The organism is Arsukibacterium sp. (genome assembly GCF_036735525.1).
Classification (GTDB): domain Bacteria; phylum Pseudomonadota; class Gammaproteobacteria; order Enterobacterales; family Alteromonadaceae; genus Alishewanella.
This window is the reverse complement of sequence record NZ_DAINOE010000007.1, coordinates 23,554-45,375: the sequence shown is the minus strand read 5'-3', so window position 1 is coordinate 45,375 and position 21,822 is coordinate 23,554. Positions and strand designations below refer to the sequence as shown.

Annotated in this window: 17 protein-coding genes; 13 read left to right on the top strand and 4 right to left on the bottom strand. The window is 52.1% G+C overall.

Features of this window, described 5'->3' with window-relative positions; all coding sequences use genetic code 11:
• Positions 1–3: 3 nt before the first annotated feature.
• From mtnK to V7D78_RS02570, 8 genes are all read left to right on the top strand, one after another.
• A complete protein-coding gene (gene mtnK / locus V7D78_RS02605; RefSeq protein ID WP_333606870.1) occupies positions 4–1,203 on the top strand; it encodes an S-methyl-5-thioribose kinase in 1,200 nt (399 codons plus the stop codon).
• A gap of 113 nt (positions 1,204–1,316) precedes the next feature.
• Positions 1,317–1,997: an ABC transporter ATP-binding protein gene (locus V7D78_RS02600; RefSeq protein WP_333606869.1), complete on the top strand. Its 681-nt coding sequence runs from the start codon at positions 1,317–1,319 to the stop codon at positions 1,995–1,997.
• A complete protein-coding gene (locus tag V7D78_RS02595) occupies positions 1,985–2,935 on the top strand; it encodes an HlyD family secretion protein (RefSeq protein WP_333606868.1) in 951 nt (316 codons plus the stop codon). Before V7D78_RS02600 ends, V7D78_RS02595 begins: the two co-directional genes overlap by 13 nt.
• Entirely contained in the window at positions 2,932–3,945 is a 1,014-nt protein-coding gene (locus V7D78_RS02590) for an HlyD family secretion protein (RefSeq protein WP_333606867.1), read from the top strand. The genes V7D78_RS02595 and V7D78_RS02590 overlap by 4 nt, the downstream gene beginning before the upstream one ends.
• On the top strand, positions 3,935–5,137 hold the full coding sequence (locus V7D78_RS02585; protein WP_333606866.1) for an efflux RND transporter periplasmic adaptor subunit: 1,203 nt from the start codon (positions 3,935–3,937) through the stop codon (positions 5,135–5,137). The genes V7D78_RS02590 and V7D78_RS02585 overlap by 11 nt, the downstream gene beginning before the upstream one ends.
• A 3-nt stretch (positions 5,138–5,140) precedes the next feature.
• Positions 5,141–6,376 (top strand): ABC transporter permease, encoded by a 1,236-nt coding sequence (locus tag V7D78_RS02580; RefSeq protein WP_333606865.1) that lies wholly within the window; start codon positions 5,141–5,143, stop codon positions 6,374–6,376.
• Positions 6,377–6,487: 111 nt separating this feature from the next.
• A complete protein-coding gene (locus tag V7D78_RS02575) occupies positions 6,488–7,927 on the top strand; it encodes a hypothetical protein (protein ID WP_333606864.1) in 1,440 nt (479 codons plus the stop codon).
• Between the two features lie 58 nt (positions 7,928–7,985).
• Positions 7,986–8,885 carry a sialidase family protein gene (locus V7D78_RS02570; RefSeq protein ID WP_333606863.1) on the top strand — a complete coding sequence of 300 codons (900 nt, stop codon included), beginning with the start codon at positions 7,986–7,988 and terminating at the stop codon, positions 8,883–8,885.
• Between the two features lie 75 nt (positions 8,886–8,960).
• On the opposite strand, the gene V7D78_RS02565 is transcribed toward V7D78_RS02570, so the two are convergent.
• Positions 8,961–9,560: a redoxin domain-containing protein gene (locus V7D78_RS02565; protein ID WP_333606862.1), complete on the bottom strand. Its 600-nt coding sequence runs from the start codon at positions 9,558–9,560 to the stop codon at positions 8,961–8,963.
• Between the two features lie 22 nt (positions 9,561–9,582).
• On the bottom strand, positions 9,583–11,691 hold the full coding sequence (locus V7D78_RS02560; protein WP_333606861.1) for a protein-disulfide reductase DsbD family protein: 2,109 nt from the start codon (positions 11,689–11,691) through the stop codon (positions 9,583–9,585).
• 198 nt (positions 11,692–11,889) lie between these two features.
• Here V7D78_RS02560 and V7D78_RS02555 point away from each other — a divergent pair, with 198 nt between their 5' ends.
• The 5 genes from V7D78_RS02555 to gloA2 all read left to right on the top strand — a co-directional run bounded on the left by V7D78_RS02555 (position 11,890) and on the right by gloA2 (position 18,125).
• A complete protein-coding gene (locus V7D78_RS02555; protein WP_333606860.1) occupies positions 11,890–14,121 on the top strand; it encodes a TonB-dependent receptor in 2,232 nt (743 codons plus the stop codon).
• A 139-nt stretch (positions 14,122–14,260) separates the two neighbouring features.
• Positions 14,261–15,355 carry a low-specificity L-threonine aldolase gene (ltaE, locus tag V7D78_RS02550; RefSeq protein WP_333606859.1) on the top strand — a complete coding sequence of 365 codons (1,095 nt, stop codon included), beginning with the start codon at positions 14,261–14,263 and terminating at the stop codon, positions 15,353–15,355.
• A gap of 30 nt (positions 15,356–15,385) precedes the next feature.
• Positions 15,386–16,669 carry an amidohydrolase gene (locus V7D78_RS02545; protein ID WP_333606858.1) on the top strand — a complete coding sequence of 428 codons (1,284 nt, stop codon included), beginning with the start codon at positions 15,386–15,388 and terminating at the stop codon, positions 16,667–16,669.
• Between the two features lie 92 nt (positions 16,670–16,761).
• Positions 16,762–17,730: a tetratricopeptide repeat protein gene (locus tag V7D78_RS02540; protein ID WP_333606857.1), complete on the top strand. Its 969-nt coding sequence runs from the start codon at positions 16,762–16,764 to the stop codon at positions 17,728–17,730.
• Complete coding sequence (gloA2, locus tag V7D78_RS02535) at positions 17,730–18,125, top strand: SMU1112c/YaeR family gloxylase I-like metalloprotein (RefSeq protein ID WP_333606856.1); 396 nt, start codon at positions 17,730–17,732, stop codon at positions 18,123–18,125. The genes V7D78_RS02540 and gloA2 overlap by 1 nt, the downstream gene beginning before the upstream one ends.
• A gap of 23 nt (positions 18,126–18,148) precedes the next feature.
• Here the strand turns inward: gloA2 and V7D78_RS02530 are convergent, their stop codons facing one another.
• Together V7D78_RS02530 and ppc are read right to left on the bottom strand one after the other, a co-directional pair.
• Positions 18,149–19,036: a DMT family transporter gene (locus V7D78_RS02530; RefSeq protein ID WP_333606855.1), complete on the bottom strand. Its 888-nt coding sequence runs from the start codon at positions 19,034–19,036 to the stop codon at positions 18,149–18,151.
• A gap of 90 nt (positions 19,037–19,126) precedes the next feature.
• Positions 19,127–21,757: a phosphoenolpyruvate carboxylase gene (gene ppc, locus V7D78_RS02525; protein ID WP_333606854.1), complete on the bottom strand. Its 2,631-nt coding sequence runs from the start codon at positions 21,755–21,757 to the stop codon at positions 19,127–19,129.
• Positions 21,758–21,822: the final 65 nt, after the last annotated feature.

The window sequence follows — 21,822 nt, the reverse complement described above, 5'->3', positions numbered from 1 at the left end:
CTGATGGCGGCCTATCATATTTTTAAGCCCGATGATGCCAAAGCCTTTGCCGATAAACATAGCGGCCTCTTTGGTGAGCACAGCCAGTTAACGGCTGCCGAATTTGGCGATGGTAACCTTAACCTGGTGTTCCGGGTGCAAAATGATAAAGGCAGCTCGCTGATTGTCAAACAAGCGCTGCCTTATGCCCGTTGTGTTGGCGAAAGCTGGCCGCTGACCACAGACCGCGCCCGCATAGAGGCAGAAGTACTAGAGCAACATGGCCGGGTGTGTCCGCAGCATACCGTAGAAGTGCTGCATTTTGACGCTGAGCTGTCGGCCATACTGCTGGAAGACTTAAAAGCCTACCAGATTTTGCGCCACGAGCTGATTGCCGGTAAACAGTTTAAGCATTTAGCCGGGCAAATGGCGACTTACATGGCACAGAGCTTATTTTACAGCAGCGACTTTTACTTAAGCGGCCCGGCAAAAAAGGCCGCAGTCAGCCGCCTTTTAAACCCGGAGCTGTGTCTGATTACCGAAGATTTGTTTTTTAGCGATCCCTACTGCAACCATGAGCGCAATAATATTCACAGTGCTATTCTGGCCGACGCACAAAAACTTTGGCACGACCAAGCCTTACAGGCCGAAGTGGCCAGCTTAAAAGCTGACTTTTTATCGAAACCCCAGGCGTTATTACATGGTGATCTGCACAGCGGCAGTATTTTTATTAAAGAAGACAACTGCAAAGTGATCGACGCCGAGTTTGGCTTTTATGGCCCTATAGGCTTTGACCTTGGCTCGCTTATCGGCAACTTACTGCTGAATTATGTTGCCTGTCCCGGGCGCTTTGCACAGCCGCAGCAAGCAGCCGAGCAAGAGCAATACCTATTGCAGCAAGTAAGCACCTTATGGCAAGAGTTTAGCCAGCAGTTTAGCCAGTTAATGGCCAGCGAATGCCGGGATGCCGCCCTGCAAAATAGCCATTACCAGCAACAGTTTTTACAGCAAGTGCTGGCCGATAGCCTGGGTTATGCCGGCTGCGAGCTTATTCGCCGCACTGTTGGCCTGGCGCATGTGGCTGATTTGGACAGCATCAGCAACGCCTCGTTACGAGCACAGGCCGAGCAGCGGGCGCTGGCACTGGGCCGGCAATTAATTTTGCAGCGCACTGGGCTGGCCAATATCAGCCAAGTGCTGAACCTGGTGCAATATCTACAGTAAGGTCGATTTTACAAACGCTTACACTTTTAAGCTCAGGCTTTACCCTGGCATTATTTCATCTTTGGGTATGGCTGTGGCACACTGCGTGACCATAGCAGAAACAGAGACTTGCCATGATAGAAGCCAAAGGACTGAGCAAGGTATTTGGCAGCGGTGACACCCAGGTGCACGCGCTGCGGGATGTCAGCCTGAGCATTAAAGAAAACGAATTTGTTGCCATTATGGGCAGCTCTGGTTCGGGTAAATCGACGCTGATGAATATCCTTGGCTGCCTCGACACCCCCAGCAGTGGCCAATATGCGCTGGCCGGGCAACCGGTCAGTAGCTTAGATGACACCAGCCTGTCGGCGATGCGTAATCAGCACATCGGCTTTATTTTTCAGTCGTTTCATTTATTACCCAGACTGACTGCCGCTGAAAACGTTGCGCTGCCGCTGCGCTATACCGATATCCCCACCGAGATTGCACTGCAACGCGCTGAGCATTTGCTGCAGCAAGTAGGCCTTGGCCATCGTATGGACCACAAACCCTATGAAATGTCAGGCGGCCAGCGCCAGCGGGTTGCTATTGCCCGCGCCCTGGTTAACAGCCCCAAGGTGATTTTTGCCGATGAACCTACCGGCAACCTTGACAGTAAAACCTCGGTCGAAATTATGCAGTTACTGACCAACTTACATCAGCAGGGCAATACCGTAGTGATGGTAACCCATGAAGATGAGATTGCTGCTTATGCGCAGCGGGTGATCCGCATGCGCGATGGCATTATTATTGAGGATTCGTTATGCCAAGCCTGACCACTATGCTATTGAGCGTCTTGCTGGCGCAGCAAAGCAGCAGCGAGCTGCCGCTGTTACTGACGGGCAGCCTGGTGTCTGAACACCGGCAAACCGTGGTAGCGCCAATGAGTGACAACTGGCGCATTCAGGTGCAGTGGCTAAAGCCTGAGCAAGAGCCGGTGAAAGCCGGTGAGCTGATAGCGGTGTTTGACGCCGGCAGCACGCAAGCCAACATAGAACGCTTACGTAACCAGTTAAACAGTGCGCTAGAGCAGTTAAAACAGATAGAAAGCCAGAATGCCCAGCGGGTGATGGAAGCCGAGTATGAAGTACAGCGCCGCCAGTTATTACTGGAAAAAGCCAATATTGATGCCGGCGTGCCTGCTGGTAATCTCAGCCTGTATGATTATGAAAACAACCAGCTGTTACAACAACGGGCAATAACCGAGCTGAAAAAAGCCAATGAAGACCTGAGTACGGCGCGCAGTGCCCAGATAACTGAGCTGGAAAAGCAGCAATTAGTGATTAGCAAAACCGCCGCGGATTTACAGGAAGCCGAACAAATGCTCGAGCGTATGAGCATTTATGCCGAGCGCGATGGGGCCATCAGCTATGGTTTACATCCCTGGTATCGCACCAAGCTGTTTGCCGGCACTACGGCACAGCCCGGCTGGCTGATTGCCGAAGTCACTGAGCAACAAGGCTTATACGTCGAAGCCTGGGTGCATGAAGTGGATATTCCGCGCTTACGGCAAATAACTTCGCTGACTGCGCGTTTTGATATAGCACCGCAGCAACCCTTTAGCGTAACGCTGGTGCAACTGGCGCAGCAAGGTGAAAAACGGTTGTCCTGGGGCAATGCCCAGTACTACAGAGCACGTTTTGCCGCTGAACAGCTACCGATTGATGACCCTATGCTCGGCATGGGTTTATTAATTGAAGGGAGTCTGCCATGAAAGCATTGTTTATCGGCCTCGCCAGCTTAGTATTGCTGGCCTGCCAACCTGACAGCCAGACGGGCAGCACCCCGACTACCCAAAGCACAGTGCGTGCCACCGGCCAGCTGACTGCAGAGCAGTCTTTTAAAGTGTCGCCGCCCAGTGTCGGGCGCTTATGGCAATACAATATTCGCGAGTTAGCTGCTGAAGGTGCGCTGTTAGAAGCCGGCGCCCCGGTCATTGCCTTTGATGCGCAAAGCCTGCAGGACGAACTGCGCAATAAAAGTATAGAACTGCGCAGTGCTGAGCAAGAGCTGGCTAACCGGCTGACTCAGGACGAACAACGGCATGAAGAGCTAAAGCTGGCGCTGGCCGAACGTAAAAATGATTATGATCGCGATAAGCGCAAAGCCGAAATTGTTGATCAGTCACGCTCGGCCAACGACAGACGCAAAGCCCAAATTGACTATACCATTGCCAGCAGCCAGTATCAGCTGGCGCAAAGCCGGCTGGCATTTCATCAGCAGCAAAGGGCAGCGGAAGAACAAATGCTGAAATCAAAAATTGGCCGCTTGCAGGCCGAGGTGAACCAGCTGCAAAGTGATATCGCCTCGATGAGCATTAAAGCGCCCTTTACCGGCATCATGGTGTATGTACCGAATTTTCAGGGCGAAAAATCCTCAGTCGGCGACTCAGTGCAATTTGGCCAGCCGATTGCCGAAGTCAGCCAGCTCGACAGCTTATATATCCGTGCTGAAATTGATGAAATCGACTTAAAATCGTTGCGCCTGGGCCAGCGCGTGTCTATTAGTCTTGATGCCTACCCTGAGCGCAGTTTTAACGGTGAAATCAGCAGCCTGGGTAATGCGGTACGGGATAAATCGGCCGACAACCTGAGCCGGGTAATCGATGCCAGTATTCGTATTGAACAACTGGATTTAACCATTATGCGCCCGGGTATGAGTGCCCGCCTGCAAATTGCCCTGAGCCCTGCAGCCGTTTTTGAGGAAGCAACTAATGCCGACTAACCCCTTTATTAAGCGGCGCTGGCTAGTTTGTTTGCCGCTGGCATTAAGCCTGCTGGCCTGTAGCGACAGCCCGGATACGGTGCCGCATATCCAGCTTGAACGCAGCACCCTGCAACACCGGATCGTGGCCGAGGGAGAGCTGTTTGCGGTCAATTCGGTCAGTATTAATGCCCCGCGCAATACCCGGGGCCCACGCTTTATTGCCGAAGTTGCTGCCGAGTACAGCGAAGTAGCACCGGGCGATCTGGTGATCCGTTTTGATGCCACCCAGCTTAGCCGCAGCCAGCGCGAAGCAGATAATGCCCTGCGCACGGTACAGGCTAATAAACAGTTTAAAAATGCTGAGCAAAGCGCGGAAATGACCAGTATCGGTTTAGATCAGCGCCTGGTGGTGCAGGAGTTCAGCTTTGCCGACCGCTTTAGTATTGATGATGTTCAGATCCGTTCGCAGTTGGAAATTCTGGATTCTATGCAAAACAAAGAGTTTTTAGCCGAGAAAAAAGCCTATCTGAACTGGCAGGAATCGAGCTTTGCCAGCCGCTCTCAGGGTGAGCTGGATTTGCTGCAACTGCAATTAGGCCAGCAACAAAGCTTATTAGAGCAAGCTGAAACGGGGCTGGCGGCATTGGAAATTCGCGCGCCGCATAGCGGTATTCTGCTGCTCGAAACGAACTGGCGCGGCGAAAAGCCGGAAGTAGGTGGCATGGTGTTCCCGGGTGAGCGTATTGGCAGCATTCCTGATTTGAGCTTACAGCATGTGCGCTTGCATATCATCGAACAGGAAGCCATTGGTTTAGCCCCCGGCCAAAGAGTAGCGTTCAGCCTGTCGGCGCGGCCTTCCGAGCGGTTAAGCGGTGAAGTGTTAACTGTCGGTCAGGTGGCGCAATCGCGTGAGCGGCGTGATCCGCGCCGTTATATTGAGGTGATAGTAGCGCCGACTGAGCAGTTACCGCATTTTTTACCCGGTGCCAAGCTCAGAGCAGAAATCTTTGCCGCCGAAAAACCGCAAGTGATAAGCATACCGCTGCAAGCCATTTTTAACGAACAGCAGCAATTATTTGTCTGGAAACGCCAGGGCCGCAGTTATGAAAAACAGCCGGTGACCATAGGCGAGAAAAGCCTGACCCATGCCGAAGTACTCAGTGGCCTCAAGGCTGGTGACACCATAGCGCTTGTCGCAGTAGGAGACTAACCGATGAAACATAGCGCCATGATGAAAGACACCCTGGCCGAACTGGCACAGCATAAGTTACGCACTTTTTTAACTCTGCTGGGCATGATATTTGGGGTAGGCGCGGTAATTGCCATGCTGAATATTGGCGAGGGCGCCGAACGCGAAGCATTAAAAACCATTGAAACCATGGGCTTGCGCAACATTATTGTCCAAAGCCAGCCGGCCGACGAGCGTGCCTTGCTGGAGCAGCGCAAACACTCGCTGGGCTTAAGCATGAGTGATATTCATGCGGCGGTAACGACCCTGCCTGATATCACCGGTTACAGCGCCGAGCGGCAAATTGAAACCTACGCCATTATCAGCCATTACGGTAAAAGTGATGGCAAGGCCATCGGGGTTACGCCCAGCTATATGGAGTTAAGCAGCCTGCCCTTTGCCGCGGGCGCGAACTTTACCGAGCAGCACCAGCTGTACGCGGCTCAGGTGGCGGTACTGGGCGCACAGATGGCCAACACTTTATTCCCGCAGGGTAATGCGTTAGGACAGCAGGTAAAAGTGAATCATGTCTGGTTGCAAGTGGTCGGTGTATTAGCCGAACCCTACAGTAACAATAATGAGTTTCAGGGGGTAAAACTCGGTGGTGAGCAAAACCAGTTGTTTATGCCATTGAATACTGCCCGCAACCGCTTTAAGGCGGAACCGCTGGCCGCTGAGCTAAGCTCCTTCCGCTTACAACTAGCCGAAAACAGCAACAGTGCGGTGATTGCCCGGGCGCTGGATTTTTTATTGAAGCAACGGCATAACGATATTGATGATTACACCCTAATCGTACCGGCCGCCCTACTGGCGCAGCAAAAGCAAACCCAGCAGATTTTTAATATCGTCATGTCCTGCGTTGCCGGTATTTCGTTGCTGGTGGGCGGTATTGGCATAATGAATATTATGCTGGCCACCGTGTTGGAGCGCACCAAAGAAATTGGCCTGCTGCGTGCCATAGGCGCGACCCGGCGTGATATAAAATTGCAGTTTGTCGCCGAGAGTTTTACCATTGCCATTGTCGGCGGCATGCTGGGTATTTTATTTGGCATTATTTTATCGGAGCTGATCGCCTTTTATTCCGGTTGGGCCGTGTCCTGGTCGATACCAGCCATAGTACTCAGTTTCAGTATCTGCGCCCTTATTGGTGTTGCTTTTGGCGTTTATCCGGCGATCAAAGCCTCAGAGTTGGATCCTATTACCGCCCTGCAAACGGATTAAGTCACCCGTTTTTTGGAATAATTATAAATGATAACAACCAAGCTAATGATTAGCGCCAGACCATTCCTTTGTATTGCAGCATTCTGTGCGATAACGGCCATGGCTCAAGACATGCAAGAGCCTGCGCCCCTGCAACGAATGGAGCTAACAAGCAATCTGGGGTTGCCCGATCAGGATTTTAACACCGTATTGCAAAACCGGATGCAAAATGATCGAATGGCTCCGGTTAACAGCCTTCTTATTTTGTTGCGGCAAAAGCTACCACAGGATCAGCATGCAAAAGCAGTAATTAGCAGAGTTGATGCCCTCAACACTTACCAGCAAGGTGATTACGACAAGGCCCGCAGCCTACTGCAGCATCTGATGCAGTATGGCAGCGCTCATGCTATGTCGCTTTTAAGCACCATGGCAGAACAAGGCCAGGGCCAGACAGCTGACAAAGTGCAGGCTCTCAGTTACCTCTATGTTGCATCAGGATATCCGCTTCCCGGCGCGAAAGCGCGGGTCCTCGAGTTAGAGCAAGGCTTATCGGCCGCGGAACAAGCTGACGCCAGAGCGCAAGCGACCACCTTACTTGCTAACTTAAAGATAAAGCGTCAAAAGCATTACAATGACAGGCATATAATCGAGCGCGGACGGATTAGTTTGAGCCGCCGGGTATTGAAAGACTCATTATTTGGCTACGTAAAGGGTCGGCAGTTGATAGGTCGTGATGGCAAAGTACTGGTGGTAGAACTGACGGATTCGATGCCCGAGGGTCTGTTCGAAAGCGCGGCGATCAATGGCATATCCAGAAACCGGTATAATCCAAGCGAAAAAGCGTCAATTTATTCCTTTTTCTCGAATGTTACCTTTGGGCCTGGCATTCATGTGCAAAAGTTCACAGAATTGCTGCAACAAGATAATTTATGGCGCAATGCCAGCCAGGGAAACCCAAGCGCCCAGTATCAACTGGCAAGGTTAATGCAGTTGGCAGAAGCACGAGCCATCTCCAGTTACAGCGATTTAGAGCAATTAGAGCTGCAACTGTTTGAGCCAGATTTTAGACAGTTGATTGGTGGACTCACCGCCGAGGCCATTTTTCCCAATTTTGAAGGCCAGGTCGAGCTAACTCTGGATGACAATGGGATAGTGAGTGAAGTCAATCGCATCAACCGAAGTCATTTGAAACCAGAAGATTTATTGGGGCATTCATTTGGTTTACCAGCAGGCCGTTATCGCTTAACTAAACCACAAGGAAGAGGTATAGGGGACTACATTTTTATTACTCAGCAGAATCCAGTTGCGGAGAGATACCGAGGGGAGTTTTGGCTACAACAAGCGGCAGAAAGTGGTTATTTACCGGCTCAACAAACGCTCAGCACATACAATACAACGAATGGTTGGCTTAGCTACCTGGCACAACAGCAAGACCCGGCATCTCTGGCCTGGTTTGGTGCGCAACAAATTATCGACGGACAAAAGACGGAAGGCATGGCGAATATAGATAAGGCTATCAGCTTAGGTTATGGTGTTGGCAAACAACTCAAAGCCGCTTTAAAAGATTATTAGCGTGCAGCTTTAAGGGCACTGCACAACAAACATATCTTTGCTGGTTGCGGGAGACCATATGATCACAGCACGCTGTATCTGGCAACAAGCGGCACATAATGCCTTTACTGATCTCATCTGGTTCAGGCAGGCATTATGGTGCGTGTTTCGCGAAGGCAGTGCTCATGTCTCAGCCGATGGTGCTTTTCGGCTGTTACGCTCCACCGATCTGGGTAACAGCTGGCACAGTGTCGCCCTGTTAAGCGCCAGCGATGCCGATTTACGTGATGCCAAATTATACATACAAGCAGATGACAGCCTGCTGATACTCGGCGCCGGCGCCTTACATAACCGTCAGCAGCAAAGTCATCAGTCTTATATCTGGCAATCAGCCGACGGGTTAAGCTGGTCAACGGCCATACCGGTGGGTGAGCCAAATATCTGGCTTTGGCGTATCGCAAGGCAGCCACAAATACAACAATATTTCGCAGTTGGGTACCGGGTGGGCCCGAACAAGTTAGTGCGTTTATATCAGGGCGCAACAGCACAAAGGCTACAGCCCTTAACCGATTTAATCAGTGGCAGCTATGCCAACGAAAGCGGCCTGCTGTTCGAGCCGGACGGCACGGCCTTATGCCTGTTACGCCGCGATCCTGACTCTGGCTTATTTGGCTACAGCCAGCCGCCCTACACCAACTGGCAGTGGCAGGATATAGGTTGTCGTATTGGCGGGCCGCAATGGCTGCAGCTTGCCGATGGCCGCCTGCTGGCGTGTGTCAGGTTATATGACAACCTGGTACGAACCAGCCTGTGCTGGATAGACAGAGACAGCGGCAAACTGACCGAATGGCAAGCCCTGCCCTCAGGCGGTGATTGCAGCTATGCCGGCATGGTGCTGCAAGGCAATACCCTTTACATCAGCTATTACTCGTCACATGAGGGCTCAAGCCGGATTTATTTGGCTATTTTAAACCTATAGTCATCAACTTAATGGCGCCGTTTATGGCGCAGTTGACAAAGCTGCGCCATATATTCCAAAAAAAATGGCGCAGTTTTAGTACTTCACACTACAGCCATAAGGCCGGGTAACGGCCGGATCCGGCGTTTGCCCTGCCAGTACCGCTTTGGCGGCGTTGGCAAAGTATGGCGTTGCTTTGGGGATATCGGCAGCATTGGCTGAGGGGACACTGTCGATACCGCCCATGTACTGCAGTACGCCGTTTTTATCAATCACATACATATGTGGCGTGGTACGGGCATCATAGGCCTTGCCCATAGCGCCGTTTTCATCAAACAATACGGCAGTAGGTGCTGCATTGCGACTGGCAGTCAGCTCGTCAGACTTAGCGCTGCTGACATGGCCTTGCTTGCCGGGGGCCGATGAAATCACACTCAGCCACACCACATCTTGCGCCGTCAGTTCTGTTTGCAGTTGTTGCATGTTGCCGGTGTAGTGTTTAACCACGAAGGGGCAGTCATGATTGGTCCACTCCAGCACCACATTTTTACCGGCAAAGTCTTTCAGGCTATGGCTCTGGCCGTTTGAGTCTTTCACAGTAAAGTCGGGGGCCGGTGCACCCACTTGCGGTGCCGCAGCCAGAGTGGCGGCGAATAAGATGGCGCCGGCGGCGCTAACCAGTTTAGCTAGTTTCATGATCATGACTCCTGTTGCTCGATTAATTAACGACTTGTGATGGCTGACTCAAGGAGTCAAAGGTTTGCCTGAGCGTATCAGGCGTTAAAATCTGTGGCAGCAATTTTGGCGGCTGCCCGGGCCAGTACAACACATACAGTGGTACACCATCACGTTGATACTGATGTAAATAGGCAGTAATGGCGTCGTCACGCCGCGTCCAGTCACCTTTTAAATAGCTTACGCCATATTGCTCAAGCGCCGCCTTACTGCTGTCGGTATTCAGTGCCACCCGCTCATTCACTAAGCAGGTTATGCACCAATCGGCGGTCATGTTCACCAGTACCGGAGTATTGCTGGCTCTGAGCTCGGCCAGCTTAGCGGCACTCCAGCTTTGCCAGTGCGCGCCCGCTGCAGTTTGTTGCTGCTCGTTTGCTGGCGCCACACTTACCGCCGCAACGGCTACCAGTATTAAGCCCAGCGCCATTACCGGCATCAGCCGGCCCTGACGGCTAAACTGCCAGCGGCCCCATAACCAACACGCGGCCGCTATTGCCACCATGCCGCACAATAACAAGGCCAGTGCATCAATACCGGTTTGACGGCCAAAGACCCAGGCTAACCAGACCGCACTTAAATACAAGGGGTAAGCCAGCAGATGCTTTAAGGTATCCATCCAGGCGCCCGGTTTTGGCAGCGCGCGGGCCAGCACCGGAATATAGGCCAGTAACAAAAACGGTAGCGCCATACCCAGCCCCAGCGCAACAAACACCAGTAGCGCCAGATAAGCCGGCTGAGTCACCGCATAACCTAAGGCCCCGCCCATAAAGGGCGCAGTACAAGGGCTAGCGACAATCACCGCCAGCACGCCGGTAAAAAAGCTGCCTTTAGCGCCTTTGCTTTGCGTCAGACCTGCACCAGTGCTCATTAAACCCAGGCCAAACTGCACCACACCGGATAAACTTAAGCCTAGCGCAAACAACAGATAAGCCAATAAAGCCACCAATAACGGGCTTTGTAACTGAAAGCCCCAGCCAATAGCACTGCCGGCAGCACGCAGCGCCAATAACACTAAGGCCAGCGCGACAAAGCTCAGTACCACGCCCAGCGTATACCAGAGTGCGTCTTGACGTTGCTGAGCGCGCTGGCCGGTATTAGCAGCAATACTCAGCGCCTTCAGTGATAACACCGGAAACACACAGGGCATCAGATTTAAGATCAGGCCGCCTGTTGCCGCCATCAGCAACACCAGCCACAGGCCTGTACCGGCTAAATCACCACGGGTTACCAATACCGGCGTACCACCTGACACTTCACCTTCGACAGCGCGCAACAGCAGCGGTAAGCTATAACCCTGCCCTGTCTCACTCACCATCACCAGCTCAAAAGCCTCTGGCGCTGCGCTAAAATAGGTATTGAGTGGCTGGCGCAACAACCACTGGTTATCACTGAACAACAACTGCTGCGGCTGCGCATGCTCCACCAGCTCAGTTGCTGCGACAAAAAAGTGACTAAAGTTCACTGGCGGTAAATCATTAATCACGGCAGAAAAGCTATTGGCGGCGATATCGTAATCACCGCTTATTGCCAACAGCTGTGGCATGGCCGCTCTGGCATCGGCAAACAGGGCTTGATAATCAACTGCCAGCTCAGCACGCTCAGCCACCTGCAATGTTAGCGAAAAGCGGGCATCGGCCGGGATACAGACGTCTTCACAAATCAGCCAGTCTGCTTTGGCGCTTAACACCAGCTCACCTAAGGGCAAGTCATCTGCCAGTATTAGTTCGGTTAGCAGTACGGCAGGCCCACCATAGCCGTAATTTTTCAGTGGCGGTATTGGATACGCTTTTGGCGTGGGCCATTGTATGTCGGTGCTACTAACGCCGGCAGGCAGCTGCCAGTGTATCTTGGTGGCCAGCCCGGAGTCGCCCGGGTTTTGCCAATAGGTATGCCAGCCCTCGTCATGCACAAAATGCAGCGCTATGCTGACTTTTTGCCCGGGCTGTACAGTGTGATATTCACTGGCCAGCTCAGCGACCAAATGCGTAGACTGCTGCCAGCCGCTGTTGCCAGCCTGCAGCACGGAAGCAAAAAACAGAGCAGCAATGCAAAGGGCGCTGAGCCAGTGTCGGCACCGGGTTAATACTGTCATCTTGTTACCTCCTTTGTGAATATACGCTATTAAGCCACTAAAGTTCAGCCACTGCAGTGCCATTGCGGTTTTATTACGGCAATTACTGTAAAAACTGCGACTAACTGCTATATTTAGCCAGCATGGTATTTGCGGTTAGTCATGGTCACTCAGACTAATTTTACTCCTCCTCAGTGATGATATTAAAAGGTAACTTAGATGACAGGCATAAAAACATCTGCTTTGGTTTTGGCTGTGCGCGCGGCCTTGCTTGGCGCTGCAGGTTTTACTGTAACGCTGCAAGCGCAGGACACTGAGCAAGAACCCCAGGAAAACAAGCTGGAAACCATTACCATCACCGCCCAAAAGCGCAGCCAGACTATTCAGGAAGTGCCGATTTCGGTGGCCACTATCAGCCAGGAGCGCTTTAACGCCATCTTCTCCAGTGGTGATGATATTACGGCACTGGCGGTAAAAGTGCCGGGCTTGTACGCTGAAACCTCTAATGGCCGCGCCGCCCCACGCTTTTATATTCGCGGCCTGGGCAATACCGATTTTGATCTGGCGGCTTCGCAGCCGGTATCGATTATTATCGACGACGTGGTGATGGAAAACGTGATTTTAAAAAGCTTCCCACTGTTTGATATGCAGGCAGTGGAAGTGATCCGTGGCCCTCAGGGCACCTTATTCGGCCGCAACACCACAGCTGGTATTATTAAATTTGACACTGTAAAGCCACGTCAGGATTTTGATGCCTACTTTAAAACTGGCATCGGTAGTTTTGGCATGTTAAACATGGAAGGTGCTGTTGGCGGAGGCTTAACCGAACAGTTATCAGCCCGGTTATCATTAATGTCGCTTAACCGCGACGACTGGGTCAGTAACAGCTTTACCGGCGAAAAAAACGCACTGGGTGGCTATGATGAAAAAGCCGGCCGGCTGCAGTTGCTGTATGAAGCCGACGGCTTTGATGTCTTGTTAAACCTGCACGCGCGTGATTATGACGGCACCTCTACCTTGTTTCGCGCTAACATTTTAAGTCCTGGCAGCAACAAGCTGAACGACAATTACCAGCGTGACACTGTCGCATACAACGAAGGGCGCAATAACCCGCAAAGTTATGACGCCTGGGGCGCCTCATTAAAATTTAACTTCGCGCTGGATGGCATGACACTCACCACTATCTCGGCGCTGGAAAAAGCCGATGGCGGCGGCATCGGCGATATTGATGGCGGTAACCCCACAGGCCCGGGCTTTATCCCTTTTCAGGCGGTCACCGAAGATCAACTGCGTAACTTAAAGCAACTTACCCAGGAAATCCGGCTGGCCAGCGATACCAATCAGGCACTCAGCTGGCAAACCGGTGCCTTTTACTTTGATTCCAGTTTTGAAGTAAACAGTATTGACGGCTTTTTCGGCGCTACTGAAGTCTTTCATGGCAATACCAGCTGGGCGCTATTTGGCCAAACCTCATATCAGCTGAATGAGCAACTGACCCTGACTGGCGGTATTCGCTATACCGATGATGTTAAAAACTTTTCGGTGGGCCAGCAAAATGTCGATGGCTTTGCCCTGGTGATCGGCGCGGCACAGATCCAGGACTATGCGCCTATAAAGGTGTCTGATGACAACATCAGTTGGGAGCTCAGTGCCAACTACCGCTTAACAGCTACCAGCAGTTTGTTTGCAAGGCTGGCTGAAGGTTTCCGCGCCCAGTCAATTCAGGGTCGTGACGTGGCCTTTGAAGCACCGCCTTCGGTGGCAGCGGCCGAAACCATTCGTTCTATTGAAGCTGGCGCTAAATCAGATCTGCTCGACAACACCTTACGGCTAAACGGTGCCTTGTTTTACTACATCATTGACGACATGCAATTGTCGGCGATTGGCGGCGAAACCCAGGGTAATCAGCTAATTAACGCCGATAAGGGCGTCGGTTACGGTTTTGAAGTCGATTTTGACTGGCGTGCCACACCATACCTGACGCTGGGTGGTGGTTTTAGCTACAACAAAACAGAGCTGAAAGATGATAGCCTGACAGTAGCACCATGCGGCTCTGGCAGATGTACAGTGCGCGACCCAGTGAATAACGACGGTCAGGCGTTGGTGAGCGGCAATCCATTCCCACAGGCACCAGAAACCATCCTGACCTTAAACGGTCGTTATGACATCCCTGTCGGCAACGGAGAAATTTATCTGTATGCGGATTATCAATTACAGGGCAAAACGAACCTGTTTCTATATGAGTCAGCCGAATTTAATTCAAACAATAACCACGAAGCTGGCCTGCGCATAGCCTATATCAACTATACGCATAACTTCGAGGTTGGGGTTTTTGGTCGCAACGTGACCGACCAGCACAATTTAAAAGGTGCTATCGACTTTAATAACCTGACCGGTTTTGTCAATGAACCGCGGGTATTCGGTGTCGATTTCCGGATTAACTTCTATTAAAAACGCAACGCACTAACTTAAGGGCAGCTAAGGCTGCCCTTATTCATTCTGACGAGAAAACCTGCGCTTTAACCGATAGCGATTGCACAAAGGCGCTGTGCGCTTTAGGCTGCCTTTATTCTGATTGCCGGAGTAAAAGATGCCTGACTTTCGCAGTGACACCGTAACCCAACCCTGTGCCGCTATGCGCCAGGCCATGCACGATGCGCCGCTTGGCGATGATGTGTTTAACGACGACCCCACTACACTTGAGTTGCAGCGCTATGCCGCAGAGCTACTGGGCTTTGAAGCGGCGCTGTTTGCCCCTAGTGGCACCCAGACCAATCTGATTGCACTGATGAGCCATTGCCAGCGCGGTGACGAAGCCATAGTAGGCCAGCAATGGCACACCTATAAATGGGAAGGCGGCGGCATGGCAGTACTGGGGTCGATTCAACCTCAACCTATAGAACTGCAAGCGGATGGCAGCCTGGCGCTGCAGGATATCGCTGCGGCAATAAAACCCGATGATCCGCACTTTGCCCGTACCCGGCTGATTGTCATTGAAAATACCGTTGGCGGTAAGGTGCTGCCGCTAAGTTATATGCAGCAGGTAGCGGTACTGGCTAAACAGCGGCAGCTTGGTTGCCATATCGATGGCGCCCGCTTATTTAATGCTGCTGTGGCACTGGCACCAGCACATCAGTGCACACCGCAACAGATGGCACGGCAATTGTGTCAAGGCTATGATTCAGTATCCATTTGCTTATCTAAAGGCCTGGGCGCACCTGTGGGTTCCTTGCTGCTGGGCTCTGCAGCGCTGATTACCAGGGCGCGGCGTATCCGTAAAATGCTCGGTGGCGGTATGCGTCAGACAGGTGTGCTAACAGCGGCCGGGTTATATGCGCTTAAGCACAATATTGCCCGGCTGGCAGATGATCATGCTCATGCCCGCTTATTGGCTGAGGGTTTAACCACATTATCCACGCAAGGCCGTTTTGCTGGTAAATTAAGTGTGCAGCAGCCGCAAACCAATATTGTCTTTACGGATCTGCCTCTGGCATTAGCCCGTGAGTTGCAGGCGTTCTTAGCGGCGCAGCAGGTGCAGCTCACCAGCAGCAACTATTTGCAGCACAGCGCAGGCGCCAGCGCCGAACAAATCCGGATCCGCTGGGTCTGTCACTTGGATATCAGCACTGCAGATATTCAGCAAACACTGGATTTATTACAACTATTTGCCCATAGTGAAGGCTGATATCACGCCATTCTGGCGCCGGAGCAACATATGAAAATCACCTTAATCACTGCCGCCTTTCTAAGCAGCCTCTGCTGGCTAGCCACGCCATCAGTAGCAGAGACCTTACGCATATCAGCGGAACTGGAACAAAAAGTAATAAGCTGGCGCCGTGACCTGCACCAGAATCCGGAGTTAAGTAACAGAGAATTTCTCACGGCAAAAGTGGTAGCAGAGCATCTGCAGGCACTGGGCTTAACCGTTCAAACCGGCATTGCTCATACTGGTGTGGTGGCCATCTTAGACACTGGCAAGCCCGGGCCTTTTTTAGCGCTGCGCGCTGATATGGATGCCTTACCGGTGACAGAGTTAACAGATCTGCCTTTTCGCTCGGTGGCGGTAGGCGAATACCGCGGTAAAGAGGTCGGCGTAATGCATGCTTGCGGCCATGATTTACATGTGGCGATGTTAATGGGTGCCGCTGAGTATTTGGTGCAGCACAAGGCAAAGCTTAGCGGTAAGGTGATGTTTATTTTTCAGCCGGCCGAAGAAGGCGCACCTGCAGGTGAAGAAGGTGGCGCTGAACTGATGCTCAAACAAGGCCTGTTTGCCCAACAAACACCAGAGGCGATATTCGGCATTCACGTCTGGTCTTCAGCCAATACCGGTGAGGTGCAGTACCGGCAGGGGCCACTTATGGCCTCATCTGATCGCTTTGAAATAAACGTGAAAGGTCGGCAAACCCATGGCTCTACCCCTTGGAGTGGCGTTGATCCTATCGTCGCTGCGGCGCAAATTATCAATAATGTGCAAACTATAGTCAGCCGGCAAATTAATATTACCAAAGCGCCGGCGGTGGTTAGCTTTGGCATTGTAGAAGGCGGGGTGCGCAATAACATTATTCCGGATCAGGTGTATCTGGAAGGCACTATCCGTAACTTTGATATGGCTATTCGCCAGCAAATTTTTGCCTTACTAAAAACCGCGGTTGAAGCCAGTGCTGCCGTAAACGGCGCCACGGCAGAACTCAAAATTGCAGAAGGTTATCCGGTAACCATCAATAACCCGGAATTAGCCGCCCGTTCGTTGCCGATACTGCAACAGGTTGCCGGTGCAGCTAAGGTATCGCAAAGCCCGCTGATTACTGGCGCAGAAGATTTTTCGTATTATGCTTTAGAAACACCCGGACTTTTTGTGTTTTTAGGTATTACCCCTGAAGGTCAGGATCCGGCAAAAGCGCCAGCCAACCACTCACCCTATTTTTATGCCGATGAAAAAGCACTTAAAACCGGTACTGAACTCTTTATAAATTGGGTAGTACAATACTCGCCTTGATTATGTGTTAGCATTTATATAACTTTAAGTAAAACTTTTGCCGGGCAGTATGGTCAGAAACACTGCCCAACGCAACCAAATGGAAATCCCAGATGCCACGCTTTGCCCTACTGTTTTTTTGCTTTAGCTGCTTTGCCAGCCAGGCTAATACTCTGCTGCAACCACAACTTGAGCAACTTTGGCAGCAGGGCGCTTATGCTGATGCCAAGGCTTTACTGGTACCCAAGATAGATCGCCGCACCAAGGACGCTTTTTTACTGTCGGCGTTGGGGCGCACCGAGTTGGCCTTGGGCGATACCGAGCAGGCCGAGCAACTGCTAAACCGCGCGGTAAAGGCAGAACCAGCCAATGCTGAATACCAGTTTTTATATGGCCAGGCGAACTGCAATGGCGCACAGAAAGCCGGTATGTTTGGCGCCTTAAGCCGGGCCAAGCGCTGTGTTAAAGCCTTTGAAACCGCTCATCAGTTATCACCAGAGACGCCGCAATATATGCAGGCACTGGCGCAGTTTTATGCCCAGGCACCGGGTATTGCCGGTGGCGATAAAGATAAAGCCTTGCAGCTTGCGAAAACGCTGCAACAGTATGCACCATTAAAAGGCCAGTTACTGGAGCTTGAGCTATTACTGCAGCAAAATCCGGAACAAGCCCAAGCACTACTGGCCAGTTCCACCGAATTACAACAGCGGCCTGAGCCTTATTTTATGCAGGCGGTCGGTCTGGCGTCGAAGCGTGATTATAGCGCTGCTATAGCGCTGTTCCAGCAGGCCACAGAACAGCCAGCACCTGATCTGGACGCCCAGCGCAGCCAGTTAATGGCACGCTATCAGCTAGGCCGCGCTGCCGTATTGGGAAAAATTGAGCAGGAGCAGGGTATCCATGCCTTACAACAGTTTATTGCCGATGGCAGCATAGCGGATTTTCAGGAATGGGCGCAGTTTCGTTTAGCGCAGCTATATCAGGCCACCGAGCAACCTGAAAAAGCTAATGCCTTGTTGCTGCCGCTGCAGGCCAGCACTAAAGATGACGCCCTTAAAACCGAAATTAAAAAGATCCTCTGATGACAAAACCCAGCCTGAGTGGCATCCATCATGTGGCGCTGATTTGCAGCGATTATGCCCGCAGCAAAGCCTTTTACTGCGAATTGTTGGGGTTAACAGTGCTGGGGGAGCATTATCGGGCAGCGCGCCAGTCCTGGAAGCTGGATTTGCAGCTGCCAGATGGTAGCCAGCTTGAGTTGTTCAGCTTTCCCGCGCCGCCTGCCAGATTAAGCCAGCCAGAAGCGCAAGGTTTGCGCCATCTGGCCTTTGCTGTGGCGGATATTGAGCAGTGGGTCAGTTATCTTAACCAACATGGCGTTGCCACCGAAGCCATCCGCCGCGATGAATATACCGGTAAGTACTTCACCTTTTTTCAGGATCCGGATGGCTTGCCGCTGGAGTTGTATCAACGGTAACTTTTCATGATTAACAATGCCAGCTAGAGCATGACTTTCTCTGCCGCCAGCGTGACAGATTTTGCTGGTTTATGCCGGATAGCCAGGGTTAAGCCGGTCAGGATGATCAGTAACACGCCTGTTAGTTGCAGTAGATTTAAGCTTTCATGAAATAACCACCAGCCGGCTAGGATCACAGTAACCGGTTCCAGATAGGCCAGAGTGGCATACACCCGGGTGGGTAAATGTTGCAACGCCACTATGGCGCAATAAATGGCAATAAAACCCGGAAAAAGTCCGGCCAGCGCTATCCATAGCAATTTATCTGTTGTTGGCAGCGTCATCTGGCTTAAAAAAGGCAGAACGCAGCAGGCGCCTATTAACAACTGATAAAAAGTACGCTGCAATTGCGAGTGTGCCGGTAAAGCCCGACGGTTAAGCAATAAAAAGCCACTGTAGCTGAAAAGCGAAAGTAATCCGAACAGTAAGCCAGGCAATTGCTGAGCATCCAGCACCAGGTCAAACTTAAATTGTTGCAGCATAGCAAAGCCGAGAAACGACAATACTATTAAGCTGGAGTCTGGCAAATCGAGTTTTTCATGCAACAACCAGTGAGCAATAAAGGCCGATAACGGCGGCGCTAAATACACCAACATAATGGCGTTAGCTAAACTGATATAGCTGATTGACGTTAAAAAACTCAGCATAAAACTGGCCAGCAGCACGCCGTTTACCGCCATGCGCCAGTCGGGTTTGCCCCTTAGCGCTTTAAACTGGCCGCTAGCCAGCACAAAGAGTAACAGGCACAAGCCGCCGACTGCCAGCCGGTAAAAGGTGAGCTCAGCGGCCGCTATACCGCTAAAGCGGGCAATAATGCCACTGCTGGCCATCGCTACTGCCGATATCAGCGCTAACAGCGCATAAATCCCCATTGCCCACTCCAGGAAAAACAAAACCGGCATAAATGCCGGATAAAACATACCGGAAAAGTATGCCAGTTTTTATGTTATTACTCGAGCACCTTAACCCGAATTTCGCATCCCTGCTGCGATACCAGCGATGGTCACCATCAGCGCGCGGTTACTTTGCGCGCTAATGTTATCGGGGTTTTGCCGTGAGCGTGTTAACAGCTCCACCTGCAAGATATGCAGCGGGTCAACGTAAGTATTGCGCAGCATAATGGATTCACGGATCCACCCCTCTTTCGCCATCAGGGTATCACTATGAATTAACGTCAAAAGCAGTTCGCGATCGGCCGCCAGCTGCGCGCGTAATTGTTGGCCCAGGTCCTGTATTGCCTCGGGCACTAACATCTTGTCGTAATAAGCAGAGATTTCCGCATCGGCTTTTAAAAACACCATTTCAAGCATCGACATACGAGTGGTAAAAAACGGCCACTGCTGCTGCATTTCATCCAGCACGCCGGTGTGCTGCTGCGCCACCGCTCTGGCTAAGGCCGAACCAGCCCCAAGCCAGGCGGGCAGCATTAAGCGGTTTTGCGACCAGGCGAAAATCCAGGGGATAGCACGCAGGCTTTCTACGCCACCGGTGGGGTTACGCTTGGCCGGCCTGCTGCCCAATGGCAATTTACCCAATTCCTGCTCGGGTGTGGCGGCGCGAAAATAGGACACAAAATCCTTGTTATGACGCACCACAGCACGGTAAGCCTCGCAGGAGTCATCGGCCAATTGCTGCATCAATTTACGCCAGGCTGGTTTTGGCACCGGTGGTGGCAGCAACATGCCCTCTAACACTGCGCTGGCATAAAGCGCCAGGCTGCGCTCGGCTAGTTTGGGTAAACCAAACTTAAAGCGGATCATCTCGCCCTGCTCAGTGACCCTTAAGCCCCCGGCTAAAGAGCCAGGTGGTTGTGATAAAATAGCGGCATGGGCCGGGCCGCCGCCACGGCCGATAGTACCGCCACGGCCATGGAACAAGGTGAGCTTAACGCCATAGTCAGCGCTTAACGCCACCAAGGCTTCCTGGGCACTGTACTGTGCCCAGGCCGCCGCCAGTACGCCGGCATCTTTGGCGGAGTCGGAATAGCCAATCATCACTTCCTGTTTGCCGTTTATAAAGCCGCGATACCAGTCGATACTCAGCAATTTGCGCATACAGTCCGGCGCCTGTTGTAAGTCGCTGAGGGTTTCAAACAAGGGCGCTACCGGCATGTTAAAGCTGCTACCCGCTTCTTGTAGCAACAGTTGCACCGCTAATACATCCGAGGGTTTACCGGCCATTGAAATGACATAGGTACTGAGTGCTTCGCTGCCATGACGGGCAACAATATCGCAGGTATCCAGCACTTCCTGCACCTCGGCTGAGGGCTGCCAGTTTTTTGGAAACAGCGGCCGTTTATTCGGCAGCTCGCGCAGTAAAAAGGCCTGACGGTCGTCTTCGCTCCAGGCGGCATAATCGCCCAGGCCTAAATAGCGGGTCAGCTCACTAAATACCTGCGCATGACGCGCCGCATCCTGGCGGATATCCAGCTTTAAAAGGGTTAAGCCAAAGGCATAGGCGCGACGCAGGGTATCCAGCAATTTGCCATTAGCAATGCTGGCCATGCCACACTCCAGTAGCGAGTGGTAGCACAGCAATAAGGGCTCGAGTAACTGCGCATTGTGCCAGATTAAATCATTTGGCCGTTGTAAGCGGTCATGCTTCAGCGCTTCGGTTAACCAGTCGCGGGTATGCAGCAAGTCAGTTCGTAATGTATTCAGCACCAAGCGGTATGGCTCGCTGGCCTCTGCCGCCGCCTCGCGCAAGGCGGTATTGGCCTGAAACATCGACAGCTCACTGCTGAGTAGATCCAGATCCTGAGCAAATAAATCAGCGGCTTTCCAGCGGCTCAGTAACAACACTTGTCGGGTAACCTTAGCGGTAACAAAAGGGTTACCATCGCGATCACCGCCCATCCAGGAAGAAAAACGGACCGGTGCGGCATCCAGCGCCAGCCCCTGGCCGGTGGCACTCACTAATTTGCCATCCAGTTCGCGTAAAAAGTCGGGCAACGCTTGCCAGACGGAGCTTTCGATCACCGCAAAACCTGATTTGGCTTCGTCGACCGGTGTGGGCCGCTGCTCACGAATTTCATTGGTGTGCCAGGCCTGGGCAATCAGTTCGCTGAGCCGTAATTCCACTTTTTGCTGCTCATTTGCAGTTAATGGCTGCTCAAACTGGCTTAAACAGGCGGCAATTTCGGTCAGTTTATGAATAAGAGTGCGCCGCGACACTTCGGTCGGGTGCGCGGTCAGCACCAGCTCTATCGACAAATTGGCCACCGCTTGTTGCACCTGGGCGTTATCCAGCTTTTTTTGCTCCAGCAAGCTAAACAGCTCCAGCAAGGGCTCGGGCTTTTCAATACTGGCGTGGCCTGCCCGGCTGATACTGTGGTGCTGCTCGGCTAAATTAGCCAGATTTAAAAACTGCGCAAAAGCACGCGCCACCGGCAATAACTCATCATCCGACAAACCTGCTAATAATTGCGTCAGCTGCTGTGCCTGTAACTGCTCGCCCTGCCGCGCTGATTTCGCCAGCGCCCGTATTTGCTCTACCCGCTCAAATACGGCCTCGCCCAACTGCTGGCGAATGGTCTCACCCAATTGGCTGCCCAACAAGCCAACATTGGCCCTTAGCTCTGTGTAGTGATCCATATTTTCCTCTGCGTTGACTAGCGATCTAATGGTCTTTCCAGTTAATTCCGACTGAATCATGCATA

Coding starts and splice junctions, on each gene's coding strand:
- mtnK (WP_333606870.1), top strand. CDS start 4: ATGGCGGCCTATCATATTTTTAAGCCCGATGATGCCAAAGCCTTTGCC.
- V7D78_RS02600 (WP_333606869.1), top strand. CDS start 1,317: ATGATAGAAGCCAAAGGACTGAGCAAGGTATTTGGCAGCGGTGACACC.
- V7D78_RS02595 (WP_333606868.1), top strand. CDS start 1,985: ATGCCAAGCCTGACCACTATGCTATTGAGCGTCTTGCTGGCGCAGCAA.
- V7D78_RS02590 (WP_333606867.1), top strand. CDS start 2,932: ATGAAAGCATTGTTTATCGGCCTCGCCAGCTTAGTATTGCTGGCCTGC.
- V7D78_RS02585 (WP_333606866.1), top strand. CDS start 3,935: ATGCCGACTAACCCCTTTATTAAGCGGCGCTGGCTAGTTTGTTTGCCG.
- V7D78_RS02580 (WP_333606865.1), top strand. CDS start 5,141: ATGAAACATAGCGCCATGATGAAAGACACCCTGGCCGAACTGGCACAG.
- V7D78_RS02575 (WP_333606864.1), top strand. CDS start 6,488: ATGCAAGAGCCTGCGCCCCTGCAACGAATGGAGCTAACAAGCAATCTG.
- V7D78_RS02570 (WP_333606863.1), top strand. CDS start 7,986: ATGATCACAGCACGCTGTATCTGGCAACAAGCGGCACATAATGCCTTT.
- V7D78_RS02565 (WP_333606862.1), bottom strand. CDS start 9,560: ATGAAACTAGCTAAACTGGTTAGCGCCGCCGGCGCCATCTTATTCGCC.
- V7D78_RS02560 (WP_333606861.1), bottom strand. CDS start 11,691: ATGACAGTATTAACCCGGTGCCGACACTGGCTCAGCGCCCTTTGCATT.
- V7D78_RS02555 (WP_333606860.1), top strand. CDS start 11,890: ATGACAGGCATAAAAACATCTGCTTTGGTTTTGGCTGTGCGCGCGGCC.
- ltaE (WP_333606859.1), top strand. CDS start 14,261: ATGCCTGACTTTCGCAGTGACACCGTAACCCAACCCTGTGCCGCTATG.
- V7D78_RS02545 (WP_333606858.1), top strand. CDS start 15,386: ATGAAAATCACCTTAATCACTGCCGCCTTTCTAAGCAGCCTCTGCTGG.
- V7D78_RS02540 (WP_333606857.1), top strand. CDS start 16,762: ATGCCACGCTTTGCCCTACTGTTTTTTTGCTTTAGCTGCTTTGCCAGC.
- gloA2 (WP_333606856.1), top strand. CDS start 17,730: ATGACAAAACCCAGCCTGAGTGGCATCCATCATGTGGCGCTGATTTGC.
- V7D78_RS02530 (WP_333606855.1), bottom strand. CDS start 19,036: ATGGGGATTTATGCGCTGTTAGCGCTGATATCGGCAGTAGCGATGGCC.
- ppc (WP_333606854.1), bottom strand. CDS start 21,757: ATGGATCACTACACAGAGCTAAGGGCCAATGTTGGCTTGTTGGGCAGC.